Here is a 14,108-nt window from a genome sequence, read left to right as displayed (position 1 = left end):
TGAGTTCTTGTGGCTACTGGAGCCGTTGAAGTTGATGCTGAGGTCGGACGCCTCGCCGAGCGAAGCGAAGGCCAGTGCAGGCTGTTCAGAAGGCCGAGCGCAGCGATGGCCTGTTGGTTTCCAACTCCCTTCTGGCTGCGCCGAGGAGCGCAGACGTAGGAGGGATAAGGGCCGCAGCTGTTTGAGCGAAGCGAGTTCTGCGGACCCCCTCCTACGTCGAGCACCGCAGGTTGCCCGTAGCGAAGCGGAGGGACGCAGACAGTAGGGTCGCCTTTCTTTTGCCTACGTTTCTTTGGCGAAGCAAAGAAAAGTAGGTCGGCCGCCGGGCCGAGACCCGGCCTCGGGAAGCAACCACCCAGCAGCGTCTCACCGAGGCAAAGCCAACTTCCAAAGTGCACCTCCCCCGTGCAGAACGCACCACAACAAGGGTATTCACTCACCGACTGGCTCCATGCCGACACAGTCGCTGGTACTTCCTGGCTGCTCCCGATGGGTGCAAAGTCCGGCGAGACTCAATTCACCCACCGGAGCAACCAGATGACCATGTCCCGCCGTCTCCCCCTCCAGTTCGCCGTTCTCGCCGCCACGCTGTCAGCCCTGTGCGGCACGGCTTACGCCCAGCAGGCCAAGGAAGTTACCTTCGCCCACCAGGACATGCTCGTCCCCCTGCGCCTGGTCATGGAATCCGGCGAGGTCGAGAAAGCCACGGGCTACAAGATCAACTGGCGCATGTTCTCCGGCGGCGGCGACGTGATCCGCGCGATGGCTTCAGGCGACGTGCAGATGGGTGAGACCGGCTCTAGCCCGCTGACCGCCGCGGCGAGCCAGGGGCAGGACATCAAGCTGTTCTGGATCTCGGCCGACATCGCGAACGCCGAGGCGCTCATTGCCCGCAACGCGTCGGGCATCAACAGCATGAAGGACCTGGCCGGCAAGAAGGTAGCCACGCCCTTCGTGTCGACCGCGCACTACCAGCTGATGGCCGGCATGAAGATGGACGGTGTCGACCCCAAGAGCGTGAACGTGATGAACATGCGCCCGCCGGAGATCGCCGCCGCATGGGAGCGCGGCGACATCGACGCGACCTTCATCTGGGACCCGGTGCTCTCCAAGATCAAGGGCACGGGCAAGACCATCGCCACGTCGGGCAGCATCGGCAAGCGCGGCGCGCCCACCTTCGAGGGCATCGTGGTGAACGCCAAGTGGGCAGCCGCCAACGAGGCTTTCATGGTCGCGTTCGTGAAGGCGCTCAACCGCGCGAACGAGGAATACAAGGCCACGGGCAAGAGCTGGACACCCGATTCGCCGCAGACAAAAGCCATGGCCAAGTGGACCAAGGCCGACCCGAAGGACGTGGGCCCGGCGATGGCGCTCTATTCGTTCCCGACCATGGCCGAGCAGGTCTCGCCCACGTGGCTGGGTGGCGGCGCGGCCAAGGCGATGGCGAACACGGCCGTGTTCCTCAAGGAGCAGGGGCGGGTGCAGGAGGTGAAGCCCGACTACAGCGCCTACGTGACGACGGCGTACGTCGAAAAGGCCATGGGCAAGTGAACCGGAGCGGCACCACATGCCCACGCTCGACATTCGCGACCTGACGGTCAACTACGCGGTCAAGGGCGGCACGCTCCAAGCGCTGGCGCCGGTGAACCTTACGATGCACGACGGCGACTTCGTCGTCGCGCTCGGCGCCTCGGGCTGCGGCAAGACCACGCTGCTCAACAGCATCGCGGGCTTCCTGCCGCCTTCGACCGGCGAGATCCTGCTCGACGGCAAGCCCGTGGCCGGCCCCGGTGCCGACCGCGGCGTGGTGTTCCAGAAGCACGCGCTGATGCCCTGGCTCAACGTGCGCGACAACGTGGCGCTGGGCCTCCGGCTCGGCGGCATGGGCAAGGCCGAGCGCGACCGCATTGCCGAAGAGAAACTGAATCTTGTCGGCCTGCAGAAGTACGCCGATCGCGCGGTGTACGAGCTCTCGGGCGGCATGCAGCAGCGCGTGGGCATTGCGCGCGCACTGGCGAGCGACCCGGCCGTGCTGCTGATGGACGAGCCCATGGGCGCGCTCGATGCGTTCACGCGCGAGCAGGTGCAGGAGATTCTTCTCCAAGCCTGGTCGAAGTCGAACAAGATGGTGTTCTTCATCACCCACTCGGTGGAGGAGGCGCTGTTCCTCGCCACCCGGCTGATCGTGATGAGCCCGAGCCCGGGGCGCATCTCGCACGTGTATGACGACGTGCCGTTCTCGCGCCAGTACCTCTCGCACGGCGATTCGCGCAAGGTGAAGTCGGAGCCCGGTTTCATCCGCATGCGTGAAGAAGTCTTGTCGATCATTCATCATCGCGAGGTTGCACATGCCTGAGGTGTCGATCGCATCCCCCGTCGCCATGACGCCAACACCTTCCAAGCCCGCCGCATCGCCGACGCCTGCAGCACCACCGGCAACGGGCGCCAAGCTCAAGACCAGCTCCTTCAAGGTGCCGGGCGAGGGCTCCAGCCTGACGATCAGCATCGTCACGGTGATCGCGCTGGTGGCGCTGTGGTTCCTCGTCACGAACATGGGCTGGGTGAAGCCGCTCTTCCTGCCCACGCCGCAGGCGGTGTTCCAGCAGTTCTACGAATACCTCACCGGCCAGGCCAACGACAAGCCGCTGTGGCAGCACTTCCTGGCGAGCATGTTCCGCGTGTTCTCGGCCTTCCTGCTGGCCTGTGCCACGGCCATTCCGGTGGGCATCGCGATGGGCATGAGCCGCTTCTGGCGTGGCATCTTCGATCCGCCGCTGGAGTTCTACCGGCCGCTGCCGCCGCTGGCGTACCTGCCGCTCATCATCATCTGGTTCGGCATCGACGAGCTGCCGAAGGTGCTGCTGATCTTTCTGAGCTGCTTCGCGCCGCTGGCGCTGGCCGCGCGCTCGGGCATGCGCAGCGCGTCGCAGGAGCAGATCAACGCGGCTTACTCGATGGGTGCGAGTTACATGCAGGTGATCCGCCACGTGATCCTGCCCTCGGCGCTGCCAGACATCCTGGTGGGCATGCGCATCGCCATCGGCTTCGGCTGGACCACGCTGGTGGCCGCCGAGATGGTGGCGGCCAACATGGGGCTGGGTCAGATGGTGCTGAACGCGTCGAACTTCCTGCGCACCGACATCGTGATCATGGGCATCGTCGTCATTGGCGTGGTGGCCTATCTTTTCGACCTGCTGATGCGGTGGCTCGAGCGGCGCCTTGTGCCTTGGAAAGGGCGCATGTGACCGGTGGCGGCGGTGCCACCGTCACGGGCATCGGAGGCGGCAGGGCAGGGCCTTCGGTGAGCGCGTCCATCGACTGCTCGAGGTAGTCGAGCATCGCGCGCATCGCGGCGCTGTTGTGGCGGCGCTGCGAGTAGGCTGCGTACAGCCAGTGCTCGCGCGGCATGTGGTCGCGCAGCACCGGCACCAGGGCGCCGCGCTCCAGGTGCGACTGCGCCAGCGGCTCCGGCACGTAGGCCACGCCCACGCCGCGCAGCGCCAGTTCGATCAGCGCGACGGCATCGTTGGCTTCCATGCGGCTGTGCACCGGCACCTCGTACGGCTCGCCGTCGGTCTCGAAGGGCAGGTTGGTCGTCTGCTTGGCCGAGAAGCTCAGCACGTCGTGGCGGCTCAGGTCTTCGGGCACCTGCGGCATGCCGCGCTGCGCCCAGTAGGAAGGCGCCGCGCACACCACCATGTCGAACTGCACGAGGCGGCGCACGATCAGGTTCATGTCGTCGATGCGCCCGCCGGTCAGGTGGATGTCGATGCCTTCCTCGATCAGGTCGAGGTCGTCGTTGGTGAATACAAGGCTCACGTACACGTCGGGGTAGAGCTTGATGAAGCCCGCGATCACGTCGGAGAGCCATCCGGCAATCAACCCGTGCGGCGCGCTCATGCGCAGCCGCCCGCGCGGATGCGAGCCGTGCGCCTGCAGGTCGTTGAGCGTGTTCTCGGCCATCGTCACCAACTGCGTGCTGCGTTCCAGCAGCACCTGGCCGGCGTCGGTGAGGCTCAGGGAGCGGGTGGAGCGGTTGAGCAGCCGCACGCCGCTGCGGGCTTCGAGTTCGGCCACGTAGCGGCTCACGGTGGCCTTGGACATGCCCAGCGAGATCGCCGCGCGGGAGAAGCTGCGGCGAAAGGCGACTTCGCGAAATGTTTTGATGAGATCCAGACCGTCCATGGTGGCCGGATTGTTCCAGCTTCCGGGATGAGGCCGTCGGGTGTAGGGACATCGCCGGTTTGGGGCCGCTGCCATGAATACCTCCGTAGCTATACTGCGCCCCGTCACGTCACAAAAAGGCGTGACCGGGCTTGGTCTCCCGAGTCACCTCTGCGACGCCGCCGCAAGCGCCTCTTGGCCAGCGGCATTGTTTTTAATAACTGAACGTCTTGGAGGCCAATTCATGGCTGCATCCGCTCGCGCGTCCGCGCGCGTCTCTTCATTCCCCGACTCTCAAGAATCCACCGGCGCCGAATCGCTTGCGCTGCAGGCCTGTGACGACATCGATAGCCTGCACGAGGTCCGGCACGCCTACGCCGGCCTCGAAAGGCTCATCTGCCCGCAGCGCGTGAACGATGCGGAGGAGGTCTGCTCCAGCCGCTCCGAACTCAGCGCGCTGGTGCGCGTCGTCAACGACGAACTGCGCCGGCGCATCGAGGCGGCCGAGGGCACGCTGCGGTCGTTGCGTGCCGCCGTTGCTGCTAGATGAGCCCCCTGGTCGCGGCTTTCAGCGTCGCGGCCGCACGGGTCGTGCACCCGAGCTTCTGGAACACGCGCTCGACATGAGTGCGCACCGTGCTCGGGCTGATGCCCAGCACACGGGCCACTTCCTTCGTGTTGTGGCCCTGGCTGATGCAGCGCAGGACTTCGAGTTCGCGCTGGGAAAGGGACGCATCGACCTGTGCCGGCACAACGGGCTTTGAAACGCTGCCCGGCTGAACGCATGCGAGCAGCGCCGTGACGACTTCCTGATCGAAGCGGCCTGCCTTGGCGTCTTCCTTCATGCAGTCGAGCGCCTGTGCCTGCGTGAGTTCCGGCCGCCAGGGACGGCGGGTGCGGTGCGATTGCCACTGCTCGGCCGCGGCGACGATCTGCCCCTCCAGCGGCATCGCCGAGCCCGAGCGGCCGCGGAAGTGGCCCGAGCCGTCACGCCGCTCGAAGGCGAAGGATGCGATCTCCGCTTCGGCTGCGAGACCGTCGATCTGCCCGGCAGCGCGCGAAGTCCAGTAGGGCACGAGCCGCACGCGCTCCAGCGACGACGCCGGCAGCGGCTCGGGTGCATTCCAGATCGCGTTGGGAACCGCCGCCCGACCGATGCCGTGGATCAGGCCGGCCTTGTACGTGCGGTGGCATGCGGCCTCGTCCAGACCGAGTTGTGCGCCGCAATCGCGCGCCAGGCTGGCCACGCGGCGCGAGTAGCCCGTCATCCACGGCAGCTTGAGGTCGATCACATCGCCGACCAGTTCCAGGCCCATGCGTCGCAGCATCGATGCGGGCTGCTCCGCCGGCTCGGTCCATGGCGCGGCGGGGGAATCCAGCTCCTTCATCCATGCCGGGGCGAAGGGCATGCTCGCATCGACGAGGAAGGCCGGGTAGAGACTGTCCGCACGTCCGCGCGCCACAGTGAGCGCTTCATCGATTCCGTAGAGACGCCCGAAGATTTCCAGATCGCTCGCCAGCGCCACCACGTAGGTCGCAAGCGGAACGTCTTCGCCCTGAAGCACGCCGGGCACGCCGCTGCCGTCGTAAGCCTCGAACACCGTGCGCAGCGCGGCTTCGGTCTCGCGGCTCAGCCCCAGCGTGTTCGCGATGTCGCCGGCAATCTCGCAATGGATGTCGGCCATGGCCAGCACGGCATCGGGCACCGGTCCGCTGATGTGCGGCTGGCGCATGCGGGGTGCCCGCGATGCGAGCAGCGCTTGCCGGCCCTGTACATCGTCTTCGAGGAAATCCGCGAACTCCTGCGCATTGGCTGTGCAGCCCGACCATCGCAACAGCGCGACATGCCGCACGGCCTCGACCTGCGACGCGTCGCACCCGGCCTCGGCGGCGATCTTCCCGGCCAGCCAGGCCGTGCGCAGCGAGTGGTCCGTCGGCTGGCCCATGCTCAGGTCGCCGATGAAGGCCAGCGCGCGGACCGCGTCGAAAACGGTGATGGTCGTCGTGTCGTCGGACATGGGGGCAGGAGGGAATCGCGGCGGCGGGCACCCAGCATCGCACAGTTTTTCGGGGCTCTGTCGGTCATCCGACGGATACCGCGTGCGGCGGGGAGGGAAAAGAATGGGTGCGTCCGTACCGTTCACTCGATGGACGACGATCTTTTCTCCTTTTCATTCCTCATCATGTCCGACCCCTTGAAAACCGAATCCCAGCGAGCCGCCTGGCTGCGCAAGTACTACCTCGTCCGTGCCGCCTTCTCGTTCGCGTGGGTCGCGGCGGTCTTCACCGTCGCGAAGCAATCGCCCGCACTGGCGACCGTGCTGCTGATCGTCTATCCCGCCTGGGATGCGTTTGCGAACCTGCTGGACGTGAGGATGACAGGTGGTGCGAAGGCCAATGCCACGCAGCTGCTCAACATCTGGATCAGCGCGCTGGTTACGCTGGCGGTCGCGGGCTCCCTCGTGTTCAAGCTGCACATCGCACTGGCGATCTTCGGGGGCTGGGCGATCGTTGCAGGCCTGCTGCAGTTGGCCACGGCCGTTCGCCGCCGCAAGGACAACGGAGGACAGTGGGTGATGATGCTGAGCGGGGCGCAGTCAGCGCTGGCTGGTGGGTTCTTCGTGGCGCAGCAGGGGAGTGGTGCGCCGGTGCTTCAGACGATCGTGGGGTACGCGGCGGTCGGGGCTGTGTACTTTCTGATTTCGGGGGTGATGGTGCTGGTTCGGGAGAGCAGGCGCGGGGCTCGGGGGCTTGCTTCTGGGGGCGGTTGATGTCGACAGGGTGCTGGAGCGTTGGGCGGCAGCTTGGGGCCAGTACAAGACAGTCGCTCCTTGATATTTGCCCCTCTAATCCGGTCGCCGGACGGTCATGGCTGAAGTGACTGCTGCTTAAGCCGCTGCCAGCGATCGCGCGTGGGCCGATAAATATCACTCGCTTTGATGTTCGCGTTTCGGATCCATTCCTCTGGCGAGTTCAGGTCTGGTCGCGCAAGCCGTTTTTGAAGATCGCGAGATGAAGCTCTCGGCGTGTCACAAAGCCCAGCCGTTGATAGAGCGCGATCGCATTGACGTTTTCCTTCACGACATGCAGGAACGGGACTGCACCGCGATCAAGAATGTCAAGTGCGAGCCGTGCCACGAGCGCGCCGGCGTAGCCTCTTCCGCGGCATGCCGGGTCCACGCAGACCGCGCTGACTTCAGAGAATCCGGGCACGCGCTGACGCTCTCCCGCCATGGCGACCAGCGCACCATCGACACGAATACCGAGGTAGCTGCCCATTTCGATCGTGCGTGGCCCAAACGGACCGGGCCGTGTCGCCTGCGCAAGGCAGAGCATCGCCGGCACATCATTAGCGGACAACTTCCCGATGTCGGCCCGCGTCGGACCGTCTATAGCCGCCGCCGCGTCGCCAAGCACCATCTGCAGGAGCATCGCACGCATTACTGTGACCGCTCCATCGACCTCGCCAAGCGGCGCCAGCGTCGCGAACGCCAGCGTTTCCGCTGCACCCAGTCGACCTACCATCGCCGCGACCAATTTGACATCGTCCCCCCGGACGGCCGCGAAGGGTGCTACCTCCGGCGTGTATCGCCGCCCATCGGCGTCGAGTTGCGCCAGATGGGCCTGAGGGCCGCCGAGCGCCGCCCAAGTCACCTCATCAAGAATCGACGAAGCTATTGCAATACCCTTATTCCCAGACGCGTTCATGGTGAAACTCTCCGTCACGCAGCCATGCCGAGAATTCGCCAAGCCACAACCAGCGTAGCCGCGAAGCCGCACAGGAAAGCCAGCGTGCGCGCGATGGGGATGCCGAACACGTAGACCACGTAGTGCACCACACGCGCGACTAGATAGGCCTGTGCTGCAAGGACGACTGTTGCGTCGGCCGCGCCGATTGCTGACGCGGTGAGCAAGAGCGGCGCGAACACGGCCAGATTCTCGACGGCGTTGGCATGCGCGCGCTTCGCGCGATCTGCCCACGGTCGGATGGCGGGCGGCGCCAAAGGCGGATTGGCGAGCGCAGGCCACAAGCCGTGGGCTAGGACTCGCGCCAGCAGATAGGGAATCCACATCAGCGCTGTGGTCAGCGTGACCAGGGCGAGGCTGTGAAGTTCGGGAGGGAGCCTTGAGGCGAGATCGTGTGGCATCGGCGGTGATGGAGCTGAAGAGTGCACGAACTCTAGGCTTGACCAGGCCGATAAGCTACAGTCAAAAATGACTACTTTGGCATCGATTTTGACATGCGTATTGCAATACTAACGCTCGACGGCGTGTTCGACTCCGGGCTCTCCGTGCTGCTCGATACGTTCTCTACGGCCAACGAACTGGCCGCGCTGCAGGGGGCGCGCAGATTACCGATCACCGTGAGCGCAATAGGCGTGCGGCGACGCGTGCGGACCGCGCATGGACTGACGCTCACCACCGAAGTGGCTCCGACGCTACCGCGCGTGGACTGGGTGGTAGTGCCAGCACTCAATGCAAAGCTGCCGGAACTGCTGGAGCGCGCGTTGTCGCGGACCGACGTTCGAGAAGCCATCGGCTTGCTCAGCACCTGGAGCAACGCGGGTGTCAACATCGCAGCGGCGTGCGGTGGTACCTTCCTGCTGGGGGAGGCAGGCGTGCTCGACGGACAACACGCCACGACCACATGGTCGTTGGCATCGATGTTTCGCAAGCGCTATCCGGCGGTGAAGCTGGACGACAAGCGCATGGTTGTGCCTTCCGGGGCCGTTGTGACGGCCGGTGCCGCGATGGCGCACCTGGATCTTGCTCTATGGATGGTGCGCCAGCGCAGCCCTGAGCTTGCACAGCGCGTGGCCAGCTTCCTGCTGATAGACAAGCGCTCGTCTCAGGCGAATTACATGATTCAGGATCACCTGTCGCAGGCGGATCCGCTGATCGCGCGCTTCGATCGCTGGGTGCGCGACAACCTCACGCGCGGCTTCTCGATTCAGGAGGCTGCCGATGCGCTGTCTGTCGGTCCGCGCACTCTGCACCGACGCCTCGAAGCAGTGCTTGGTAAGACGCCTCTGTCGTTCGTGCAGGATTTGCGGGTCGAACACGCCTTGCATCTCACGTCCATAGGCTACAGCCTCGAGGACATTGCCACCGAAGTCGGCTACGCCAACTCGGCAACGCTCAGGGCCTTGCTGCGTCGCAAGCTTGGACGCGGCGTGCGTGGGCTGAAGGCCGAGATGCGAAGCGAGCAGGCCCCCTAGCAATACTTGGTATGGATGCACGCTGGGGACAAACCGGAGGTCCTTTGTCTCGCCGTGCCAGGTGATGTATTCCATATCCGCAAACCAGGCGGGCACGACTTCCTCATCCACCAGCAAGCGCGCGATCGTTCTAAATCGCTCTTCCTTGACCGTGGTGAACATGACGATGCGCGGAAAGAGTTCGGCACAACGAGTCAAGAACTCAACCAAGCCCGGGCGCGGTATCTGGCTCATGGCGTTCGAGATCAAGGTGCCTTCAAGATCGAGAGCAAGGACGTAGCTCTTCATGGATGGACGATGGATCAAGCGACTGAGGGAAAGTGGGTCTTGGTCGACCAATGCCGGATAGGTTGTAGGTGCGAGAAAAGCTCTTGCTGTCGCCCGATACGCCCAGAAGCGGTCGCCGAATGGAGATAACGAGGCTTCCTAACCCAGGCGACCGGCTGGAAAGCAACCCATACGACGGGAATAGGCCTTACTCCTGGTGACTGGCCCACGCGCCTTTCCGGCAAGACCGACGGCGCGAGATGACTTCACGCCGAATGGGGCCATCACCACGTCACGTGCAAACGTGAGCGCGCGAATCCACCCCGCCTGCCGCTCGAGCGCGAAGCGTGCCAGCACCTCGATATCGTTGCTGGCCTCTGCCGGCAGTCGGATTGCGAAAGCGTCCAGGAGGTCGGCAACGGCGTAGAGCGGTGTCAGCGCGCTGTTGCTGGGCATGGGGACGGCGCGTGCTTTGGCGGAGGTCATGTTCCGGTGTGGGTTCATGTTGCCCAGGCTGATGACCGGTAGCCGTTGCGGCTACTTCGCCGCCTCGGCCCGTGTCTTGATGGGCTCGCCGACAGGCATCGACGCCGGCGGCGGCGTCAGTTGCTCAATGATTCGAATGCGACGAACAACAAGTTCGTCAATCTCCAGCCGACGGATTCGTGCCCGGCCCACGAAGAGCCGACCGATAGCCAAGGCCCCGACGGCGAGGGCGCCGAGGGCTGCGGCGCCAATCACGATGGAGCCCACTGCGGCTGTACCGACGGCGTGCGCGCCTGTTGCGGTCGCCGGCAGGGAACGTGCGGACTTTGATGGCCTGAAGTTCATCGAAACTCCTTGTGGAACGGTGGACGTTCGGGGGGACATCATGCGTCCGCCCACGGCCGACTGTAGTTGAAGGAAGGTTGGCACCGCACTCGCGGAGCGCAGCTCACGCATCGCCACAAGGAGCGAAGAACCTACTACGGCCTTTCCTGATCGCTCACCCGAAGAACGGTGCCGTCCTCCGAAAACTCGAGCAGCAGCGGCGCATCCAGCATCTGATACTTCTGCGCGAGCTGGAACAACGCATCCTTGAACGACCCGCTGAAATGTCCGGCGCGTACCTCGGGTGTGAGGGTGTAGTCGCGAGTGCTGTCCCAGCGGACCTCTACGCCCACGGTGGAGCCCCAGTGCATGATCACGCGACGCAATGATTCGTCCTCGATGGGCCACTGAGCGCGAACCGCACGGATTCTTCGCTCGGCGAGCGAGGCGGCCTCTGCCGCGGGCGTACTGGCTGCGGCGCTTGCAGGGACAACTTCATCCGGCCCCGGGAGCGCGACGCCTGCGGGCATGTCTCGCGATATCTTTTCCACCTGAACCCCCGCCGTTGCGCCGGCGAGCGTCGCGGCAAGGCTCATGCTGATGCCTACCCAGATTGATGGACGGAGCAGAGCCTTTCTCATCGGCGAGTCCGTGGGATGCAAGGAGTTTGGCAAGTGGTTGAGGAGCAGCGGCGCAGAGCCCGATGGGGCTTGGCCAGGGAAGCAGTCACGCATTTTATCCAGCGGCATGGAGCACGGGCCCGCACGCGAGGCATCAGGTCTGCAGGGCGAGTGCTCCATGCTTCCTGAAGCGAGGCGTTCTGAAGGCATATGTCTTCTTGCGTATGCCTTCCTATTTGCGAGGCAACCGAACTCCGGAAGGGCGAGCACGTCCGGCATCGTGGTCAGGCATCTGGAGTCGGCGAGAGCGATGCTTCTGACGCTTCTCTCCTCTGTGAGAGCTGGTATCGAACCGTTGGAGATCAACTTGATCGCCAGCCAGATCCGCAGAGTTCATGCGTCGCCAGGGCAAGAGAACAGCCGCCGCTGCAAGCAACAGTGCCCTGTTCCTCATGACTTTGGTCATTTCAGCTTCGCAAACATCGGAACTAAGATGCCCGCACCATGGCCAACGCCGCATCACTGTCTTCGCATGCCGCACCGTTGCGTAGCGAGGCCGGTGTCGCCATATCGGCGCGGGGCATCCTGGTGGTCGACGACCACGAGCTGGTGCGTCTGGGCCTTCGGGCGCTGCTGCTGGCCGAGACCGCAAGCGTGCCGGTGCACGAGGCACGCAGCCTCGCCGACGCATTGCGCTTGTACGAGTTCCATATCTCGTCGCATCTTCTGGTGCTGCTCGATCTCGATCTGCCCGACTCTCAAGGCCTGGATACGCTGGTGCGCTTCAGGCGTGCTTTTCCCGCGTCGCGCGTGGTCGTGCTTTCGGGCAAGGACAGCCATGCGCTGATGCAGGGAGTGATGGCGCTCGGGGCTCAGGCCTTCCTGCCCAAGACCGGTCATCTGGGCGAGGTGTTGCGCTACGTGAGGGACAACGATCTGGTCGTTCAGCCGGTCTCGCAGCCTGCGCCTGCGGTCTCGATCTGCGCAACACCAGTACCAGCCGAGCTGCAGCCGCAGCTCAATGCGCGTCAGGTCGAGATCCTCGACTGGGTGCTGTCCGGCAAGTCGAACAAGGAGATCGCGCAGCTGTCGCATCTGACCGAAGGCACGGTGAAGAACCATGTGTCCACCCTGCTGTTGCTGTTCGGCATGCGCTCGCGGGCCCAGCTCATCAGCAGCCTTCGGTGAGCTGATCTCTTTGCGTCATGCGGCCTTCGACGTGGCGATGCCTGCATGAATGACCTGCATCCGCCCGAACTGGCCCAGCGGGTGCTGCGCGAGCAGGTCGCCGCGGTCCATGCCAACGCGCCTGCGGCCTATCTTGCGGACTTCCTCACGGCGCAGTCGCTGGGCATCGGCCTGTTCCTGGCCACGTGGCGCTGGCAAGTCCTGCTGTGGATGGCGCTGCACCTGGCGCTGACGCTGCGGCGCGCCTACAGGCGCTATCAGCGCAGCCCCGATGCGGCGGAGCACCCCGAGTACTGGGCGCGCTTCAATGCGCGCAATGTGCTGCTGCGCTCCTGCGTCTGGGGCCTTGCGCCTTGGTTGTGCGTTCCGGCGGGGCGCAACCTGGGGCTCTGGGTCATGGTCATCGTCATGATGATGGGCGGCTGCGCGGGCGGAGCGCTGTCGCTGGCGGTTCTCAAGCGCAACATTCCGCGCTTCATCGTGCCCAGCATGGCCAGCCTTACCCTGGCACTGGCCTGGCGGGGCGACAGCACGCACCTGTTCCTGGCCAGCGGCTGTCTGTTGTACATGTGCGTGATGATCATGTTCGCGCTGCAGCATCACCGGTTGCTGACCGCTTCGTTGACGATGCGTTTCGAGAAGGAGGCGCTGGCCGAGCAGCTGAGCCACCAGATTGCAGCCACGCAGCGCGCCAGCGAGGAGAAGACGCGCTTTCTCGCCGCTGCGAGCCACGACCTGCGCCAGCCCATGCATGCCATCGCGCTGTTCGGAGCCGTCATCGAGAAGAAGCTTCGCGGCAGCGAGGATTGGGATCACGCTGCGCGGCTGATGGATGCGGTCGGAACGCTCGGCGATTCGCTCGACACGCTGCTGGACATCTCGCGGCTGGATGCCGGCGAGGTGGCGCCGCAGATACGGCCCGTGGAGCTCAATCCACTGTTTCTCGCGCTCAACAATGTGTTTGCGGCGCAGGCGGCCGACAAGGAACTGCAGCTTCGCTTGCGCGCCACGCCGTGCTGGGTGCTGAGCGATCCGCAGCTGCTGCAGCGGCTGCTGTCCAATCTCGTCGACAACGCGCTCAAGTACACGCAGCGCGGCGGCGTGGTGGTGGCCGCCCGTGCGCGAGGGCCGGTGGTGTGGATCGACATCTGCGACACCGGCATCGGAATTGCGGACGAGCACCTCGGCCGGATCTTCGACGAGTTCTACCAGGTGGGCAATCCGGGACGCGACCGGGCGCGAGGGCTGGGCATCGGCCTGTCCATCGTGCAGCGGATCTCGCGCCTGCTGGCACATCCGCTGCAGGTGCGTTCGCGCCTGCATCGCGGCAGTCGCTTTCGCCTGGTGCTTCCTGCGGTGTCGGCCCTTGGCGTCGCGCCATCCGCTGCGCGCCAGGGCGCTGCCTTGCCATTGCCGCATCGCGTGCTGATCGTCGACGATGAAGTCGCGATCCGCCAGGCCGTCACCGGGCTGCTGCAGGCCCACGGCGTGGCCATCGATGCAGTGGCTGGCGAAGCCGAGGCTGAGGCCGTGCTGTCGCACGCCGCACATGGCAGTGCCCCTGTCGAAGTGCTGCTGTGCGATGTCCGCCTGGCCGATGGTGCCGACGGACTGGCTGCGGCGCAGCGATTGCGCGCGCGCTTCGGCCCCGGCCTGCAGGTGCTGCTGATCACCGGGGAAACCGCACCGCAACGACAACAGCAGATGCGCGACTCCGGGTTGCAGGTGCTGCTCAAGCCGGTGGCCGCCGAGAGGTTGCTGCAGGCCCTTTCAGCGTTGAAGCGACGCGATACGACGGACACTTCCCTGCACTCCTGAGCATCTTTTTTTCTGCGCAATC

General features: G+C 65.0%; 15 protein-coding genes. 8 read left to right on the top strand and 7 right to left on the bottom strand.

The annotated features are described in order from the left end of the window. Window positions 1-537 precede the first annotated feature (537 nt). From tauA to ABL838_RS21995, 3 genes are read left to right on the top strand one after another with little or no spacing between them, the layout of a single operon-like run. Window positions 538-1,551 (top strand): taurine ABC transporter substrate-binding protein, encoded by a 1,014-nt coding sequence (gene tauA, locus ABL838_RS22005; RefSeq protein ID WP_369661349.1) that lies wholly within the window; start codon window positions 538-540, stop codon window positions 1,549-1,551. 16 nt (window positions 1,552-1,567) lie between these two features. Then, complete coding sequence (locus ABL838_RS22000) at window positions 1,568-2,356, top strand: taurine ABC transporter ATP-binding protein (protein ID WP_184641581.1); 789 nt, start codon at window positions 1,568-1,570, stop codon at window positions 2,354-2,356. Further along, on the top strand, window positions 2,349-3,245 hold the full coding sequence (locus ABL838_RS21995; protein ID WP_126024402.1) for an ABC transporter permease subunit: 897 nt from the start codon (window positions 2,349-2,351) through the stop codon (window positions 3,243-3,245). The genes ABL838_RS22000 and ABL838_RS21995 overlap by 8 nt, the downstream gene beginning before the upstream one ends. Here the strand turns inward: ABL838_RS21995 and ABL838_RS21990 are convergent. Beyond that, window positions 3,163-4,185: a LysR family transcriptional regulator gene (locus ABL838_RS21990; protein WP_126024404.1), complete on the bottom strand. Its 1,023-nt coding sequence runs from the start codon at window positions 4,183-4,185 to the stop codon at window positions 3,163-3,165. The genes ABL838_RS21995 and ABL838_RS21990 overlap by 83 nt on opposite strands. Before the next feature lie 223 nt (window positions 4,186-4,408). On the opposite strand from ABL838_RS21990, the gene ABL838_RS21985 reads away from it, so the two are divergent. Then, window positions 4,409-4,714, top strand: a complete 306-nt coding sequence (locus ABL838_RS21985; RefSeq protein WP_418121911.1) for a hypothetical protein — start codon at window positions 4,409-4,411, stop codon at window positions 4,712-4,714. Here the strand turns inward: ABL838_RS21985 and ABL838_RS21980 are convergent. Beyond that, window positions 4,707-6,182 carry an HD domain-containing phosphohydrolase gene (locus ABL838_RS21980; protein WP_418121909.1) on the bottom strand — a complete coding sequence of 492 codons (1,476 nt, stop codon included), beginning with the start codon at window positions 6,180-6,182 and terminating at the stop codon, window positions 4,707-4,709. The genes ABL838_RS21985 and ABL838_RS21980 overlap by 8 nt on opposite strands. A 165-nt stretch (window positions 6,183-6,347) precedes the next feature. Between ABL838_RS21980 and ABL838_RS21975 the strand changes: the two genes are divergently transcribed. Next, a complete protein-coding gene (locus ABL838_RS21975) occupies window positions 6,348-6,935 on the top strand; it encodes a DUF308 domain-containing protein (protein WP_418125891.1) in 588 nt (195 codons plus the stop codon). A gap of 202 nt (window positions 6,936-7,137) precedes the next feature. Here ABL838_RS21975 and ABL838_RS21970 read toward each other — a convergent pair whose 3' ends face one another. Together ABL838_RS21970 and ABL838_RS21965 are read right to left on the bottom strand one after the other, a co-directional pair. Beyond that, a complete protein-coding gene (locus ABL838_RS21970) occupies window positions 7,138-7,872 on the bottom strand; it encodes a GNAT family N-acetyltransferase (RefSeq protein WP_418121908.1) in 735 nt (244 codons plus the stop codon). A gap of 14 nt (window positions 7,873-7,886) precedes the next feature. Continuing rightward, entirely contained in the window at window positions 7,887-8,312 is a 426-nt protein-coding gene (locus ABL838_RS21965) for an MAPEG family protein (RefSeq protein ID WP_418121906.1), read from the bottom strand. Between the two features lie 93 nt (window positions 8,313-8,405). Between ABL838_RS21965 and ABL838_RS21960 the strand changes: the two genes are divergently transcribed. Beyond that, window positions 8,406-9,383 (top strand): GlxA family transcriptional regulator, encoded by a 978-nt coding sequence (locus ABL838_RS21960; RefSeq protein WP_418121904.1) that lies wholly within the window; start codon window positions 8,406-8,408, stop codon window positions 9,381-9,383. A 426-nt stretch (window positions 9,384-9,809) separates the two neighbouring features. Here ABL838_RS21960 and ABL838_RS21955 read toward each other — a convergent pair whose 3' ends face one another. The 3 genes from ABL838_RS21955 to ABL838_RS21945 all read right to left on the bottom strand — a co-directional run bounded on the left by ABL838_RS21955 (window position 9,810) and on the right by ABL838_RS21945 (window position 11,056). Next, window positions 9,810-10,136 carry a DUF2867 domain-containing protein gene (locus ABL838_RS21955; RefSeq protein WP_418121902.1) on the bottom strand — a complete coding sequence of 109 codons (327 nt, stop codon included), beginning with the start codon at window positions 10,134-10,136 and terminating at the stop codon, window positions 9,810-9,812. A 51-nt stretch (window positions 10,137-10,187) separates the two neighbouring features. Then, window positions 10,188-10,481, bottom strand: a complete 294-nt coding sequence (locus ABL838_RS21950; protein WP_418121900.1) for a hypothetical protein — start codon at window positions 10,479-10,481, stop codon at window positions 10,188-10,190. A gap of 134 nt (window positions 10,482-10,615) precedes the next feature. Continuing rightward, window positions 10,616-11,056, bottom strand: coding sequence for a TcpQ domain-containing protein (locus ABL838_RS21945; protein WP_369661367.1), 441 nt, complete (start codon window positions 11,054-11,056; stop codon window positions 10,616-10,618). Window positions 11,057-11,584: 528 nt separating this feature from the next. Here ABL838_RS21945 and ABL838_RS21940 point away from each other — a divergent pair. Both ABL838_RS21940 and ABL838_RS21935 read left to right on the top strand, forming a co-directional pair. Next, complete coding sequence (locus ABL838_RS21940) at window positions 11,585-12,268, top strand: response regulator (RefSeq protein ID WP_418121898.1); 684 nt, start codon at window positions 11,585-11,587, stop codon at window positions 12,266-12,268. Window positions 12,269-12,313: 45 nt separating this feature from the next. Next, entirely contained in the window at window positions 12,314-14,086 is a 1,773-nt protein-coding gene (locus tag ABL838_RS21935; protein ID WP_418121896.1) for an ATP-binding protein, read from the top strand. Window positions 14,087-14,108: the final 22 nt, after the last annotated feature.

This window comes from Variovorax sp. 160MFSha2.1 (assembly GCF_048305075.1).
Classification (GTDB): Bacteria; Pseudomonadota; Gammaproteobacteria; order Burkholderiales; family Burkholderiaceae_C; genus Variovorax; species Variovorax guangxiensis.
This window is presented reverse-complemented; position numbering and strand designations above follow the sequence as displayed.